General features: G+C 49.3%; 16 protein-coding genes. 8 read left to right on the top strand and 8 right to left on the bottom strand.

From position 1 onward, the window contains the following. Positions 1 to 823: 823 nt before the first annotated feature. Positions 824 to 2,611, top strand: a complete 1,788-nt coding sequence (locus tag BM122_RS00065; protein WP_256211807.1) for a hypothetical protein — start codon at positions 824 to 826, stop codon at positions 2,609 to 2,611. Positions 2,612 to 2,914: 303 nt separating this feature from the next. Here BM122_RS00065 and BM122_RS00060 read toward each other — a convergent pair whose 3' ends face one another. The 4 genes from BM122_RS00060 to BM122_RS23835 all read right to left on the bottom strand — a co-directional run bounded on the left by BM122_RS00060 (position 2,915) and on the right by BM122_RS23835 (position 9,882). Further along, the gene (locus BM122_RS00060; RefSeq protein WP_074902486.1) at positions 2,915 to 4,564 is read right to left on the bottom strand and encodes an alpha-keto acid decarboxylase family protein; all 1,650 of its coding nucleotides are present in this window, start codon (positions 4,562 to 4,564) and stop codon (positions 2,915 to 2,917) included. 134 nt (positions 4,565 to 4,698) lie between these two features. Further along, a complete protein-coding gene (gene ahr, locus BM122_RS00055; protein WP_074902483.1) occupies positions 4,699 to 5,715 on the bottom strand; it encodes an NADPH-dependent aldehyde reductase Ahr in 1,017 nt (338 codons plus the stop codon). 606 nt (positions 5,716 to 6,321) lie between these two features. Next, a complete protein-coding gene (locus BM122_RS00050; protein ID WP_074902480.1) occupies positions 6,322 to 8,193 on the bottom strand; it encodes a hypothetical protein in 1,872 nt (623 codons plus the stop codon). Between the two features lie 1,551 nt (positions 8,194 to 9,744). Beyond that, positions 9,745 to 9,882, bottom strand: a complete 138-nt coding sequence (locus BM122_RS23835; RefSeq protein WP_218151928.1) for a hypothetical protein — start codon at positions 9,880 to 9,882, stop codon at positions 9,745 to 9,747. Here BM122_RS23835 and BM122_RS25770 point away from each other — a divergent pair. Beyond that, on the top strand, positions 9,850 to 9,933 hold the full coding sequence (locus BM122_RS25770) for a hypothetical protein (protein ID WP_218151949.1): 84 nt from the start codon (positions 9,850 to 9,852) through the stop codon (positions 9,931 to 9,933). The genes BM122_RS23835 and BM122_RS25770 overlap by 33 nt on opposite strands. Before the next feature lie 37 nt (positions 9,934 to 9,970). On the opposite strand, the gene BM122_RS23825 is transcribed toward BM122_RS25770, so the two are convergent. Continuing rightward, on the bottom strand, positions 9,971 to 10,114 hold the full coding sequence (locus BM122_RS23825) for a hypothetical protein (RefSeq protein WP_218151927.1): 144 nt from the start codon (positions 10,112 to 10,114) through the stop codon (positions 9,971 to 9,973). Between BM122_RS23825 and BM122_RS00040 the strand changes: the two genes are divergently transcribed. After that, positions 10,100 to 10,504 carry a transposase gene (locus tag BM122_RS00040; RefSeq protein WP_074902478.1) on the top strand — a complete coding sequence of 135 codons (405 nt, stop codon included), beginning with the start codon at positions 10,100 to 10,102 and terminating at the stop codon, positions 10,502 to 10,504. The genes BM122_RS23825 and BM122_RS00040 overlap by 15 nt on opposite strands. Beyond that, entirely contained in the window at positions 10,505 to 10,636 is a 132-nt protein-coding gene (locus BM122_RS25765) for an integrase core domain-containing protein (RefSeq protein WP_083398264.1), read from the top strand. Between the two features lie 316 nt (positions 10,637 to 10,952). On the opposite strand, the gene BM122_RS00030 is transcribed toward BM122_RS25765, so the two are convergent. Next, positions 10,953 to 13,067, bottom strand: a complete 2,115-nt coding sequence (locus BM122_RS00030; protein WP_074902475.1) for an alpha/beta hydrolase — start codon at positions 13,065 to 13,067, stop codon at positions 10,953 to 10,955. Between the two features lie 48 nt (positions 13,068 to 13,115). Continuing rightward, positions 13,116 to 13,757: a hypothetical protein gene (locus tag BM122_RS00025; protein ID WP_074902472.1), complete on the bottom strand. Its 642-nt coding sequence runs from the start codon at positions 13,755 to 13,757 to the stop codon at positions 13,116 to 13,118. A 241-nt stretch (positions 13,758 to 13,998) separates the two neighbouring features. Here BM122_RS00025 and BM122_RS23820 point away from each other — a divergent pair, with 241 nt between their 5' ends. From BM122_RS23820 to BM122_RS00010, 4 genes are all read left to right on the top strand, one after another. After that, complete coding sequence (locus BM122_RS23820; protein ID WP_218151926.1) at positions 13,999 to 14,253, top strand: IS630 transposase-related protein; 255 nt, start codon at positions 13,999 to 14,001, stop codon at positions 14,251 to 14,253. A gap of 48 nt (positions 14,254 to 14,301) precedes the next feature. After that, a complete protein-coding gene (locus tag BM122_RS23815; RefSeq protein ID WP_218151925.1) occupies positions 14,302 to 14,937 on the top strand; it encodes a transposase in 636 nt (211 codons plus the stop codon). Positions 14,938 to 15,015: 78 nt separating this feature from the next. Further along, positions 15,016 to 15,552 carry a hypothetical protein gene (locus tag BM122_RS22105; RefSeq protein WP_143083256.1) on the top strand — a complete coding sequence of 179 codons (537 nt, stop codon included), beginning with the start codon at positions 15,016 to 15,018 and terminating at the stop codon, positions 15,550 to 15,552. A gap of 3 nt (positions 15,553 to 15,555) precedes the next feature. After that, the gene (locus tag BM122_RS00010; protein ID WP_143083255.1) at positions 15,556 to 15,843 is read left to right on the top strand and encodes a hypothetical protein; all 288 of its coding nucleotides are present in this window, start codon (positions 15,556 to 15,558) and stop codon (positions 15,841 to 15,843) included. An 8-nt stretch (positions 15,844 to 15,851) separates the two neighbouring features. On the opposite strand, the gene BM122_RS00005 is transcribed toward BM122_RS00010, so the two are convergent. Then, positions 15,852 to 16,126 (bottom strand): transposase (locus tag BM122_RS00005; protein ID WP_177198003.1); only part of this gene is annotated, 275 nt, incomplete at its 5' end.

Raw genomic sequence — 16,126 nt, 5'->3', positions numbered from 1 at the left:
TAAATTTGAGATCAAATTGATGTTATTAATCAAAAATGATGCGTGCTAAATGGCCCACTGCGCGAAGCCGCTCAGCCAGCTCAAATTACTCCTGTTTCAGTTTTGCCAATATATCATTCTTGTCTGCTTGAAAAAAGTATGGAGGGTCTGAGCTCGAACATGCCTCCGGCACCAATGCTCGCCAGGAAAGTCTTCATAAGTTTATCGTCAAGAGCTTCGAATATAAAATGCCTTTCCCATTAAAAACCAAACTTTTTGGCCGTTTTCCTTGCTACCTCCGCCCGTTTGGTAGTGCCACTCATATCATAAACTCCATACTCAGCAAACCCTGATCTGATCGCTTGGACTGATTTCAGCAAGAGGCCTTGATAGTTTACCCTTAAACATTTTTATTTATTTTATAAACAGTCTTGTGATTGGTATCTTGTGTCTTAATCAGGTATTCTGCTCTCTGTATTCCAGAATTCGAGGCGCTGAACTGAATTTTCTTGTATCGTCAATCTCCATGCTCATTAGATCTAATTCCATTTCTAAATCAAAAATGACACGAAGGCAAGCCGCAGACAGTATAAATAATACGGCAAGGTGAAGCCGACAAAGTCAGTTTTGATTAGAAATGGAATAAAAAAGAAAAACATCAGCAATTCAATTTATTTACGGACCTGGTCGACCTCGGAGTAGATGCGTGAAAATATTAAACCTTCCAAAATCAATTTTGGGAGAACGGCAAGACTCCCTTTTCATCACTTTGAAATTAAGCAATATTCGTATATACCGATTAGTTAATAAGCGCTGTTCAGTAAAGTGTCGTCGAGGCTATGTATTGAAATTTTCAATCAAGCTTGCTCGCTTTTTCTGCGTGTGCTTGCTCACATTAGGCAGCATTTCTGTGGTGCAAGCTGAGGATAATTCATGTCAACAAATCGGCGAGACGCATATCTGGATCTCTCCTCTTAATCCTAAAGTCGATAAACAGATTAAGATCATGGCTGTGTCCACGGATGGTCTCGTGTCGGAACTCGCGCTGATTGACAATCAAGGTCAGCGTATACCGCTTCGCTCACACCGTCGAGGTGGCCCACCTTGGAGTCTTGTCGCTGAATTGGCAGGTGTCAACGAAGGTCATTATCGAGTAGAGGCGGGCCGAAATGGAAAGCTAATCGCTTGCCATTCACTCCTCATTGGCGAGTCAGGAGCTCAGAAAAAAGAGGAAAGAGCCAAAACATGGAATCTTGCTACGGAAGCTTTTTATTCTGCCTGGATCGAAGGGTTGTTTGGCGCGCCACCTGAGGAAAACCTTCATTTCCCTTCTTTGGAACCCGTGTTGCGCAACGATGAACGCAACTTCCTGCACAATTATCTTAGCCTCAATGAAGATCATAACTTGCCACTTACCCCCGATTGTGCCGATCTACCCTACACCTTGCGGGCTTATTTTGCCTGGAAAATTGGTTTGCCAATCTCCTTCCGCGCTTGTGGGCGTGGCTCAGCCAAAGCGCCACCACAATGTGGTGCGGCTACCATCATAACCGAATTTACCCACGGCATCAGCTCACAGGCCGGTTTCAGAAAAATCAGTAGGCAGTTGGTGAATACAGTCCATTCAGGCTCATTGCGGACAGGATTGGAGAACGAGTCGACGGATCTGTATCCCATCCCTGTCAGCCGGGAGACGCTCTGGCCGGGCACAGTTTATGCCGATTCCTACGGTCATGTGCTGGTGCTGGTTGAATGGGTTCCGCAAATAGAAGGGCACCCTGGCATTTTAATGGCCGTCGATGCCCAGCCAGACAACTCGGTTGCGCGCAAACGGGTCTGGGAGGGTACCATGCTGTTCACGAATAATGAAAGCGCCGGACCTGGCTTTAAAGCTTTTCGCCCTTTGGGGCCAACGCCCTCAGGGGGGTTACGGCTATTCTCCAATGACGAATTGATCGACCACCCCGATTTCACCCCTTTCTCCTTGGAACAAGGTCAACTCTCTGCAGACAATTTCTATGCCAAGGTAGCGAAGCTCATCAGTCCTGCAGGTCTTGAACCCAAGCAAGCTTACGAAGCCATGCTGGATGCCTTGATAGAACAAATCGAAACGCGCGTGACTTCAGTGGACAATGGTGAAACCTATTTTCGCAAATATTCCGGCAGCATCATCCTCATGCCTAGCGGCACGGCAATTTTCCAGACTATCGGCCCGTGGGAAGATTACTCCACTCCGTCCCGTGATATGCGCATGATCATTGCCATCAATGTGCTAAACGGCTTGCCTGAGAAGATCGTGCGCTACCCAGAATTATTCGTGCTGAAAGACCAGAGCCCCGAAGAAGCCAAGGCCGAAATCGAGCAATACCACGCAAGGCGCATCCATGAACACAGCATTCGCTATACCCGCACTGACGGTAGCCCATGGGAGCTTTCCATAGCTAAGGTGTTAGCACGGAAGCCAGCCTATGAAATGGCTTATAATCCCAACGATTGCCCTGAAATACGTTGGGGCGCACAGCCAGGAACAGAAGAGTATTCCACCTGTCGCCGCCAGGCACCCGCGGCACAGCGCGCAAAAATGGAGCAATATCGCATCTGGTTCCGCGAAGCACGCAGGCCGGCACCATGAAAACCCTCTTATTTAATTTCCTAATCAAACATGAAGCGAAGGCGAGCCACAGACAATATAAATAATACGGCAAGAAGAAGCCGGCAAAATCAGGTTTGATTTAGAAATAGAATTACTTTAAGCAGGAAAATAGTAGCAAGAAAAAATCATCTTTTGCAGCAATAACATTTTTACCTGATTGAAATTAACTCTTATTAGAGAAAAGGGAACATCCTCAACCGGGAATTAGGGTAGGCAGAACCGGATCAACCAAGTCTCCATTTCACGCCGCAAACCATGAAAATATCATTATATATTTCCGTTTTATCTATCCCAATTGATCCGTACATTCCCTGCGATAACCTCATGAATATGTTTCATTGTTGGATGAGTATCATACTTCTTAGTGACGACTTCAATATAGGCACCTGTTCCCGAACTTTCAGCCCGCGCGAGGGCTGCATCCAGCTCTCCACATGTCGTCACCCGCGCTGTGAACCAGTCGCTGCAACCTAGAGCGGCCGGAAGCTGGTGATAACGCCATTGTGTAATGTCATTGTATTCCATATCGGGATTCTTACAAAGCACCCGCTCAATAAGATAACCGTTGTTATTCAGCACAAAGATGATCGGTTTCAGCCCGTACCGTCCAAACTGGCCGACTTCCTGGACAGTCATTTGATGGGCGCCCTCACCTGTGATAAGCACCAGCCGCCGTTTTGGATCGGCGATTGCAGCACCAAAGGCAGCAGGCGTTGCCCAGCCAATCGCGGCCCACAATAATTGATTATGAAACACAGAGCCCTTGGGCATGCGTGCGCAAAACATCGGAAAAGCGCTGGAGCCTGTTTCCTGAATCAGAATGTCGTTCGGTTTCAGGAATCGCTCCCAGCGCGGATATAACGCATGAGCTGTTATCGGGTCATTACCCTTACCTTCCGGCTCACCCAGGCCTATAGGCGTAGGTCCTTTGACGTCTGTGCGTTTGGGCAGGCGCCGGATCAGTTCTGCGAGGGTGTCAGCCATCTGGACATTACGAAAAACGGCATGCCCTACCCTGACTGCATGCAGCTCAATGTTGATGGTTTTAGAGCGGTCAATTTTCCCGAAGAAGAAATCAGTCATGTAAGCGCCGAGACCTAATATACAGTCCGCACCTTCGACAAAGGTTTGCGTCGCATCGGGAATACCCAATCGTCCGGACCATATGCCGATGAAATTCGGATGTGTTTCGTCGACATCGGTCTTATCTGAGGCGATTGTGGCACAAGGCAACCCTGACGAATTGATAAGCGCCATGACTTGGTCCTTTAGTCCAAGGCGCGAAGTGATGTTTCCTGGCATAATCACTGCGGTATTTGCTTCGGATAGCATAGCGATCATTGCGTCGACCGCAGCTGATAGTGATATGGGGTCGCTCAGAGGGGTTGGAATAGGTTCAGCCTGGCCCAGTACCTGCATGGTTGCATAGTCAAGCGGAAATGCCATATACACTGGCTGGCGATTATAACAGGCAGCGGCAATCAATCGCTCAGTCTCGCTTGCGCAGTTTTCCGGTGTCATGATGGCACGGGCACAGGCGACTGGCTCTGACATCTTGTAGAATAAGTCGAATTCCCCGTTACCCAGAGTGTGATGCACTTTCCCTCGCGACTCCATCATCGCCTGCCCCGGGATGCCGACCAGGTGAAACACCGGCAAGTTCTCGGCATAGGAACCGGCGATGCCGCAGAGAGCGCTTAGCTCGCCTACACCATAGGTTGTGCACAAAGCTCCGAATCCCCTGATGCGTGCGTAGCCATCCGCAGCATAAGCCGCATTTAGTTCGTTGCAGCAGCCGATCCAACGTATGTTTTTATCGTTGCAGATCGCGTCGTTAATTGGAAAAGAAAAATCACCGGGTATTCCGAAAATATCCGTTATCCCAAGATCTCGAAGACGTCCTAACACATATTGAATAACTGTTATTGTCATATCGTCTTCTCCTATTTTTACGTTGGTGACCGTTATGCTTCACATCCTGCTTAAAGGATAGTCTCTTGTCCAAGCCCCATACTCTCCTTGCAGAGACGCAATACTCCATTCCTTATTCCGAATTATTCCTTTAGTCAGGCAAAATCTGCATCCAGCACGACACGGTAACGCGCTTTGCCTGAGCGGAGATGTTCCAGCGCTTGGTTAACTTGGCTCATCGGAAAATGCTCCACTTGCGGTGCAATACTGGCCCGCGCGGCAAATTCTATCATCGTGGCTATCATGGTGGGACTACCTACCGGTGACCCTGAAACACACTTATGTCCTAAAATCAGATCGATGGCTATAATCGGTATCGGCTCAGTCACTACGCCCAGAATATGCAATCGACCTCTGGGCTTCAGTGTTTTTAACAGCGCTTGCCAATCCTGCGGCACGTTGGCGGTCATGATCAGCAAATCAAGCGAGCTGGAGATTGTCTCTAAGGCCTCACTATTATGGCTCAACACCACATGATGGGCGCCAAAACCTCGTGCCTCATCAGCTTTGGATTGATGAGAAGTAAATGCCGTCACCTCGCAGCCCCAAGCTCTGGCAAATTTGAGGGCCATATGACCCAAACCGCCGACACCGAGCACACCGACGTGGTCAGTTGATTTGATGCCAAAGGTTACCAATGGTGAAAATACTGTGACACCGCCACATAACAGCGGCCCTGCAGACGATATGTCGAGTATGTCTGGCAGCGGAACGGTCCAGGCCCAATGCGCACGAACACGGTTCGCAAAACCACCGTGGCGCCCGACGATTGTCGGCGCGACCTCGAGGCAGAGGTTATTGTGACCAGTCATGCATTCGTGGCAATGCATGCAACTGCCGGCATTCCAGCCGATGCCGACCCGTTGACCGATTCGCAAGCCCTTGGTGTGATCGCCCAAGGCTACGATTCGCCCAACCACCTCATGCCCTGGAATAAACGGATAACGGGACCAGCCCCACTCATCATTGATCATCGCAATATCGGAATAGCAAATACCGCAGTATTCAACGGCAACTTCCACCTCTTCCGGCCCAAGGGGTCCTGCCTCATAAGTAAATGGCTTAAGTTTCTGCTTGGGACCGTGCGTGGCCCAGCCGTGAATTTTAATCACTAGGCATTTCTCCGGACTATTGATGAACGTTCAACCCAGGAGATTGTTCCAGCATCAAGTTTACAAAAGCATCGTTCGGGCTAAGCTCATCGAAAGTTGATGTAATAGGGTTCGACAAACTCCGCCAACGGTAAAAAATTTATTGAAACGATCTACTAGATTCTGTTTATCCGAATCAGCAAGAATTTGAATTCATGGATGCAAACTCATCAACGGATCCTCAAAACATGAAGACTCACTCCTGCGTGAATTATCTGTTTTCTTTAAATCACTGGGTCAACATAACTTAATATTTGAATTATATTCTGCTTGACTCCCAAGACCATGTAGAAACAACAAATCGATTCAGGCAAACCTTATTATATGAGTAAACTATGGCATAGCAAATAAGCTGGCAATAATGCGAATGCATACAATTTGAGCTAAATTAACTATGAGCGTCAGAAACTTCGCCAGGAGCTTAGAAAAAATAATCAGATGATCTGACTATCTCACTATTAAGAATGGGCACATAAGACTTGGGGCCAAAGTAACTATATATTTAGTTACTCTGACCCCAAATTTTCAACCTTAACAAGAGGGGGTATACTCCCCTCTAATACGCTATTAACCTTCCGCGGTAATCACGTTATCCCAAGTAGGTGCTTGACCTACTAATGTAATCGATACATCGTCGCCAAAGTTGACGATGAAGGTATCAGCCTCAATTGTGATATTTGTAATCTGACTCGCTATCTCATCACGAGTTAAACCATACTCAGTGAAATCCAGCTTGTCTCCTTCCTGCCCATTATAATTGTCAATTCTCCAGTGCCCCTTGTCATGGAAGACAAAATCTTCTGCTCCTTCTTCCCCACGGCAAGATTCACCTGGACGTGTGTCGACATGTTTACCACCATGGTCTTTACCATCGCGGCCTTCACCACCGTTGCTGGCTACATTATCACCACCGTTGTTGGCTGCATTATCACCACCAGCGTTGTTACCATCTTGAGCGGCGTCATCCTGGCCTTTACCATCATGACCTTTTTTACCATCATGGCCTTTACCATCACGGCCTTCACCACCGTTGTTGGCTACATTATCACCACCGTTGTTGGCTGCATTTTCGCCACCAGCGTTGTTACCATCTTGAGCGGCGTCATCCTGGCCTTTACCATCATGACCTTTTTTACCATCATGGCCTTTACCATGGTGATGGTCTTTGCCATCGCGGCCTTCACCACCGTTGCTGGCTACATTATCACCACCGTTGTTGGCTGCATTATCACCACCAGCGTTGTTACCATCTTGAGTGGCGTCATCCTGGCCTTTACCATCATGACCTTTTTTACCATCATGGCCTTTACTATCATGACCTTTTTTACCATCATAGTCTTTACCATCACGGCCTTCACCACCGTTGTTGGCTACATTATCACCACCGTTGGTAGCTGCATTTTCACCACTAGCGCCAGAGTTATTTCCTTCACCTTCCTGGTCACCACCCGTAATGACATTATCCCAAGAGATATCATCAGACTGAACATTTGCCAGCTTGATCTCTACATTATCGCCAAAGTTAACGATAAGATTATCAGCTTCAATTCTAATACTTGTGACATTACGCGCTAATTCTTCACGGGATAGGCCATAGCTACTTAAATCCAGCGTATCTCCTTCCGACGCTTTAAAATCACCAATTTCCCAGCGTCCTTCACGATCATGGAAAACAAAATTATCTGCTCCTTCTCCACCACGGCAATGTTCACCTGCGTGGGCTGCGATAGTATCGTTTCCGTTCGTGCCATTATTAGCTCCATTTTCAGCACCAGCGTTGTCGCCCTTAGTAGTATTGTTGCCCTCAGCGTTGTTGCCTGCAGCAGCGTTGTTGCCTGCACCGTTGTTGGGTTCAGCAGCGTTGTTGCCTGCACCGTTGTTGGGTTCAGCAGCGTTGTTGCCTGCACCGTTGTTGGGTTCAGCAGCGTTGTTGCCTGCACCGTTGTTGGGTTCAGCAGCGTTGTTGCCTGCACCGTTGTTGGGTTCAGCAGCGTTGTTGCCTGCACCGTTGTTGGGTTCAGCAGCGTTGTTGCCTGCACCGTTGTTGGGTACAGCAGCGTTGTTGCCTGTACCGTTGTTGGGTACAGCAGCGTTGTTGCCAGCACCGTTGTTGGGTTCAGCAGCGTTGTTGCCTGCACCGTTGTTGGGCTCAGCAGCGTTGTTGCCTGCACCGTTGTTGGGTACAGCAGCGTTGTTGCCTGTACCGTTGTTGGGTACAGCAGCGTTGTTGCCTGCACCGTTGTTGGGTACAGCTTGGCCACCCGCAGCAGCTCCAGTTTTGCCACCCGCAGCAGTTCCAGCTTGGCTACCAGCGTTGATGGCTGCATTTTCACCACCAACACGATGATCTTTTAACCACTGTGCTAGAGCTGAATTAGCTGCGCCAGTAGTTTGACCACCTGCAGCGGTGCTTGTGCTTGTTGTATTTTGTGTACTCATCGTATGCTCCTTTTAATTGTAATCAATATTATTTGTGAAACTATTTTTCGCAACAAACATGTTGTTAGGGGTAGTTATCTTCTGAACTCATCTCGTGCCTCCTTTAATATGTCAATAATGGTTGGTACGATCAAAGAACTCATGAAGTAACATCACAGCCCGTTTTTTCTAGGCTATTGTTTGAAAGAAATTACCTCATGAATTAATTTAAATTACCCCTAACAATGCAGAAGTAATTTAGTTACTTTGATTTTTAAATTTCGATGGATTCTCAAGATTGGATAATATTCATCTTGATTATTTGTATGATATGCAAGCAGTTGTTTTGTTATGTATTTCCAACTTCCACTTCACATTTAATATCGTCATTTCACGCTCCTTGATTTCATCCATTCGTTCCACTGAAAAGTCAGTTAGAACTAACAAACATTCTGCTTTTCTTTGATCCTTTGGTTGCTCACAAAATACTACCCTCAGCCGCTGACTAGTCTTTGCTGTGCCGCCAAAATAAAACTTATTCTTGGCAATAAGTTGATTTCAAGCAGTTTCGCAAGCGTAGTAAATCGCTTAGTAACGTTAATACCAAAAATAAATAAATTTGTTGTATTAAAATCTCTTAATATTTAGGTCTATCAATACTGTTTAATAAAACAATTTGATATTTAATGCAAAGCATCAATGAATCAAGTTACTTCAACTTATCTAGGTAAGGATGCTAGGGAATAATAAAGAGGCTGGCAATAATGCAAATGCATACAATTATTATTAACATGCATCTGGAATAACAAGGAAATAACGCCAAAAGCCCGCCAGATAAAGTGTACAGATCATAAACAAGAAGTAAAGTTACCCATCGGTAACGGAAAACTATTAAGCCTAAAAGCTTGATCATTTAACTGATTGCTTCAATTCAATGATGATGGAAATTAAATGACTATCCCCGCCGCAAGCAGCGGAGTATGACGCCATTTTTCCTTCCGGAAGGACGTCTTTCCAGTCTTTAATTCTATTTCTAAATCAAAACCGACGAGAAGGCGAGCTGCAGACAGTATAAATAATACGGCAAGGTGAAGCCGACAAAGTCAGTTTTGATTTAGAAATGGAATGAAAATACCTAAGCAGCAGAAGCCTCGGGGTCACCTTTGGCTCAATGGTAGTAGTTGTCTTAGCATACGGCTAGAGCATCGCAATCATGTTTGGAGCTATGACATTGTTCTGATCCGAGACGCTTATGGCCGGAAGATTCGTATGGCTTACCATGAGCGACGATTTCAGTCGAACCTGTCTGGATATCTATTGTGCCAGACGCATAGGAGCTAGTGAGGTGATCGCCCAACTAGCCAGTATGATAATTGCTCCGGTATGCCTGAATACATCCGCAGTGACAATACACCAGAGTTTGTGGCTAATCGCTTGCGCACAGGGTTGACGGATAAAAGGATTAAAACGGCATATATAGTATATCCCCTATAAATTGATTATAATTTACGGATGACCTATCCGATATCATTTCGCCGTAAAGTATTCTCCGCGCGAGAGAAAGAGAACCTCTCAATCGCGCAAGTGGCGCAGCGTTTTTGCGTAGGGGCGTGACCCCGTTGGATTAAAACTCCCGGGCCCAGGACCACTTGCAACAAGCCTGCAACTAAGATCGACATGCAGATGTTGGCGCAGGACGTCAAGGATCATCTGGACGCGTATCAGTACGAGCGAGCTAAACGGCTTGGCGTCAGCACTTAAAGCGCATCAATCATGCTTTAAGATGTCTGGGCGTGACTTATAAAAAGGCCTGCGTCACCCCAAATCCAGCGAAGAAGAGCAGCACATCTTCCGGGAAAAAATTGAAGGCTATGAGCGCGAAGGTCGCGTCATCGTTTACCTTGATGAAAGCGGCTTTGCGCATGACATGCCACGCACGCATGGCTATGCGCCAATAGGTGAACACGCCCATGGCGTAAAAGACTGGCATGCAACAGGCCGAGCCCATGTGATCGGCGCCCTGAGCGGAAAGGCGCTCCTGACCATAGACCTGTTCATAGCCCATATCACCGCCGACATTTTCTATGCATGGGTGACCCAGGACCTTTTGCCTAAACTTCTGCCTGCGTGCGTAATTGTCATGGACAACGCGACCTTCCACAAACGGCAGGATATCCAAACCCCCTTTGCCAATGCCGGGCATACGCTTGAATATCTGCCATCTTATTCCCCAGACTTTAATGACATTGAACCAAAATGGGCCCAGGCCAAAGCCATCAGAAAAAGAGAAGGTTGTTCCATCGAACAGCTCTTTGCTGCTTATGGAATTTGAATCATTTTATATGGGATCAGCTATATTACACTTGGCAGCCCATGGGAAAATGGCTGTTATGAAAGCCTTAACGTAACATTACGTGACAATTTACTCAACGGAGAAATCTTCTATGGCGTTCAGGAGGCGTAAGTTATCGTGAACCAACGGGTTCGTCAGTACCATCCTATCAGGATACATAGATCATTGGCTTATAAACCTCCGGTACCTAAATTGGGTTCGCTCCTTCATCACAAAATTTATACCCATTCATACATAACGTATGATGCAGATACTCTCTCAACAATTGGCACTAAATCGACAGCAGTTCATACCGGAAGCTCGTCAGCGACAGAAAGCTTCAGATTTCCGGGCTGACGGATAGGTTCCGTGCCGGCCGGTGAAGCGTACGAACACGCGGCTGCCCGCTACCGAGCTGGCAGTGGACGAGGGCCGCGTCTGCGCCGGATCACTCAACGACCGTGAGCGAATGCGGCGGCAAATCATTGGTGAGCATCAGATCGTCGATGACAATGCGGCCCTTGCTCGATCCGAATGACGGGCCGACATTGAATCGTATCGCGACAATGCTAGTCAGATTGATGCCGGTACCGTTGTTGGCAAAATCCGTCGTGCGCAGGCGGACGGTTTCCATCTCGTTGTGCCAACCGCCGTCACGCTGATAAGGCTCCTCGAGCCCGCCGCCGTAGGCACCGATGTTGATGTGACTCACCACACCTGCGCCGTCGCGCAGCGTGACTGTGAAGGTGAGGTCTCCGAGCTCGGCTACGGTATTCGGGTGCCGCGTGCCCTGCGCCCCACGGAATGACAGAAACTTGAAGCGCGTGAAATCGTTACCGCCGGCAGGTACCTGCCATTCGTAGAAATGGTCCGCGTCCGTCCAGTCGAACACGACGCCGCGGCTATTATCGGAACGCATGGTAAGGCTATCGGTGGTGCCGGCTTGTGTAGCTCCGTTAAAAGGATCCGATGCATTCCAGTCGAAGTCGGAGTTGTTATCGTCAAGACGACCTTCGGTTAAGTTCTCGACGTCGAAGGTCACCGCCGCACCAGAACTGCTCACATTAGTTTCGGGCTGCGTTTGGTAATCATCGATGATGAAATTGCCGTCCGCCGCGCCGTTTCGGTATTCATGGGTGACGACGATACATGGATCGTCTGTCGGCACACCGATTGGATTGAAGGACTCGTACTGGCGCGTCAGGAAATCGAGCGCGGGAACATTTCCTTCAACGTAGTGTTTAACGAGCGGTAGTAGATAGCCCAGCAGGATGAGATGAGTATTGGTTTCACCAATCGAGCAAGGGCCGGTGAACCAGGAAGACGAGGAAGAGTCGCCGCCGTTATGAAACCAGGCATGCCCAGTTCCCTGCACGATTGTCGACTGCTTGTAGCCTGTAGCGCGGTCAAGCAAATGAAAGGTCTGACACCGCTCAAGAAAATTGACGCCATCGTCGCTGCACTCATTCCCTGCCGAGCCATCTACGTCCGAATCGCCAGAGGCCGTCCACAAGTGATAGTTGGCGTCGTGCGGATTAGCGATATCACTACCGTTAAAATCCGTCGGTAACATGCTGCTGATCAGCCGGATGTCACTTCGGCCGTAATGAGTCGGCGTGGCCGTGCCATCGAAGAGGCGGTGGTAGGCGATCGCCACCCCTTCGGCGCCGCGGCTGTGGCCGATCCATACGATGCGCCGCGTGTCGAGGTGCCCGACGAGCGCGCCGTCGGCTATGGCACCTGCTTCAGCCTGATCGATAAATGCATCGGTGTGGCCGAGTGTCGTGGTCGCGGCGAACTCTGGACCAGGTTGCGTGTTGTTGTCGTGGCTCATCACCACGTAGCCATAGGAGGCAAGATGATTTCCGATATGGTCGTACCAGCGGAAATTATGGCCGTTACCACGGCTGATGATGACGAGAGGCAGTCTCCCCATTGCGGCAATGTTGGTTGGAAAGTAGAGGTCTTGGCCAAGCTTGTTGCCCGGAATGCCGAAATCCGCGGCGACGGTGGAGTCAAGGTTGTAAACCAGTTCACTGACGGGATGCGGCCCTGCCACTGTCGTGTCGGATACCATATAGAGCCCGGCTTCGCCGCTCAAGCCATCGATATAGTCGCCATCGCTTAAAGATCCATTCTGGTCGCAGTCGAGCACGACGTCGTAGGGCACGCCGAGGGCCTCTCCAGCGTTGGCATCCAATGTGGAGGCTGCAGTCACTTCAAAGGTATTCTCCTGAATCGTTCCCGCGCTGAACGTGTGCGTCTGCATTCCGCCAGGTGTCACATCGACGAGCCCGGGATTCATAGCCCAGTCGGACGCGCTCTTGTGGTTGACGACATAAACATCGCAGGTGACGCCAACAATGGCGGGGAAGCGCGTCGGATCGATCGCGACGTTCACCGGCGCGTCGACGTTAAACGCGCGCACGTATTCGAAGAACGGGTATTGCGTGAGGGGATTGCCGGCGAGTTCCGTTTCCGTGATCGCCGCCGCCACGGACAGCGGTAACAACAGGCTGAAGGCGATGAACCTGACCTTAAGCCTCCGAAGGTGCGTGTTCATAATTATACCTCTCCATGTCAAATATTTATATCCGAAACACGGTTGTCGCTAATCAGATTTGTTCTTCGGTGGCGCCTTCGCTGTTGGTAAGCGCCAAGACTCCGCAAGCTCTTTTTCCTGCGGGGAGTACTCAAGGATGAGCTCAGCGCCGATATCGCGCAGCAGCGCCGCAAGATCCTTTGCGACGACAGGCGGGTGCAAGACACTGGCAATCGTCGTTTCCGGGAATGCACGTATGCCGGCCCTTTCGGCGCGTATGCGTTCGGATTCGACTGTATTCGCCGTGATGCGCTCAGGCAGATCCGGCGAACCGAACCAGATGAGTGTACTGGCGAGATCGAGGCTGCCCGGCACAATGCCTATGACGCGACCAGAGACGTTGCCGTGGTTCAGTCGCTGTACCGGAACATTGCCCGCGTAGAGTACCGGTTCCAGCGTGTTGCGCGGAACGACGTATGTCGGGTCTACCTCAAGAACGATGAGAACACCCGTCGACACCATGATGCGTTCCTTGCTCCAGGTGTATGCGTAAGGTGTTTCAAGTGTGAAGGGACGTGCAGCAAGGATGTTCTTGATCGGTGCAGGCGTTACCGGGAATGCGCGCACTGCATCATAACGGGTAGTCTGAGAAAGACCAAGAATGGGTATAACAAAAAGATAAGCGGTGAAAGCAACTGCAAGAAGTTTCATACACGTGCTCCTATAATAGTCGGCAACACTGCTATTTCTAACTTACAGATTAATTACTTACCAATTAATTATACATAAAAAAGCTGAGCTCGTTAACATTTAAACAGCTGATCGAGTAAACGTCTTAGATTCCTGACGCCCGCTCAGGTATTGATCAGGCCAAGCGTTGAACTTCATAGTTGAATCCGCGACTTACTTTCATACTACAGCATATCCCCTATAAATTGATTATAATTTACGGATGACCTATTCGATATCATTTCGTCGTAAGGTATTGTCCGTTCGAGAGAAGGAGAACCTCTCAATCGCGCAAGTAGCCAAGAGTTTTTTGCGTAGAGATAGCCAGTGCGACGCGCTGGATCAAAACTCTCGCCCCAGGACAACCCGCAACAAGCCTTCAACTAAGATTGACATGGGAATTTTGGCACAGGATGTCAAGAATCATCCGCACGCGCATCAGTACGAGCGCGCTAAACAGCTTGGCGTCAGCACTTAAGGCGCATCCATCATGCTTAAGGCGTCTGGGCGTGACTTGTAAAAAAGCGTGCGCCACCCCAAAGCCAGCGAAGAAGATCGGTGCATCTTCCAGCAAAAAATTGAAGGCTATGAGCGCGAAGGCCGCGTTATCGTTTACCTTGATGAAAGTGGCTTTGCGCACGACATGCCGCGTACGCATGGCTGTGCACCTGTGGGTGAGCATTGCCATAGTGTAAAGAGTTGGCATGCAGGAGGCCGAACCCATGTCATTGACGCCCTGATCGGAAAGGCGCTCCTGACCGTAGGCCTGTTCAAAGCCCATATCAACGCCGACATCTTCCATGCGTGGGTGACGCAAGAGCTTTTGCCCAAACTCCTGCCTGCTTACATGATTGTCATGGACCACGCGACATTCCACCCACGGCAGGATATCCAAACCGCCTCTGCCAATGCCGGGCATACACTTGAATACCTGCCGTCTTATTCTCCAGACTTTAATGACATTGAGCCAAATGGGCCCAGGCCAAAGCATTCAGAAAAAGGGAAGGTTGCTCCATCGCGCAGCTTTTGCCGCCTATGCATTTTTAATCATTTTTATGAGATCAGCTATATTGGCGATTCTTCAAAAAAGAAATTCTGTATGGCAAGTACGATCAAACTTTTGCCTTGTGCACGCGAATTTTGCGCATATGCAGGGCGGTGACCAATGAGGGGCTTTTTACTCCTCATTTGGCGTCCTGTTTCTTACGCTCAAACTGTCCATCTTTGCCCGCTAAATTAGATGACCTCTCTGCTTGTCGCCCCCACCTTTGCATTCTCGCGCCACTTTCATCGAACTGCCGTGCGGTTGCCTGATTTCTCCCGGAAGCCGGGTGACACGCGCAATCAGTGCCATTGTTTGAGGCCGTCACCGGACAACCTATTTCAAACTCCTGGAACGCGGCAGCCTCCGGACGCTATGGCTGGCGCGAGCCTTGTTCGAAGTAGTCAACAATGCATTGCTGGTGGAGACGTTGAATCCGGTCATCGACAATACGCTGGTTCTACGCCAATCCGGGAAGGTGCCGAGCAGCACCATTGGCATTGGGCACAATCACACCAGGAAGAACGACCAGCCGCAGTTTCTGCTGGCGCAATGCCGGGTCACGTTGGGCGCCAGTGTGCCGGGCAGTGCAGGCCGAAAGTATCTGCTGCCGATGGTATCCCGTTCAGCTCCCGCTACTGGCAATCGCAACAAGCTGACTATTGCGCTGGCGTTGCTGCGCAGTCTGGCTCCCGGGATGACGAACAAGCCCGTCCGGTTGCTGGGCGATGCTAGTTCATGCGAGCGCAGCTGGTATGGCCGCTGTTGTCAAAGATGCAGCTCACCGGTCAAGCACGATGCGATACTGCATTATTGATGTTGCCAGACGTATTACCCGAGCCTGGATGCGGGCGAGTCGGAACTTGCGGGGTCAAAATGATGCCCGATGCGATCCGGAATTTGCCGGTAACCGAAATCAAGCTGACACTCCATGGCAAGGAGCAGCTGGTTCGCCTGCGCACTATGGTTGCAATGACACGTTTGCTGAAAGGAACTCTGGTACGCGCGCTAACCTATATAAAATGATTTAAATTTCATAAGCGGCAAAGAGCTGCTCGATGGAACAACCTTCCCTTTTTCTGATGGCTTTGGCCTGAAGCCCATTTGGGTTCAATGTCATTTAAGTCCGGGGAATAAGGCGGCAGGTATTCAAGTGTATGCCCGGCATGGGCAATGGCGGTTTGGATATCCTGCCGTGGGTGGAATGTCGCGTGGTCCATGACAATCACGCAAGCGGGCAGAAGTTTAGGCAAAAAGTCCTGCGTTATCCACGCATAGAAAATGTCAGCGGTGATATCGGCTATGAACA

The sequence above is a fragment of the Nitrosomonas communis genome (genome assembly GCF_900114745.1).
Classification (GTDB): Bacteria; Pseudomonadota; Gammaproteobacteria; order Burkholderiales; family Nitrosomonadaceae; genus Nitrosomonas; species Nitrosomonas communis_A.
Note: the sequence above shows the minus strand (reverse complement) of the source record. Positions and strands in the feature narration are given on the sequence as shown.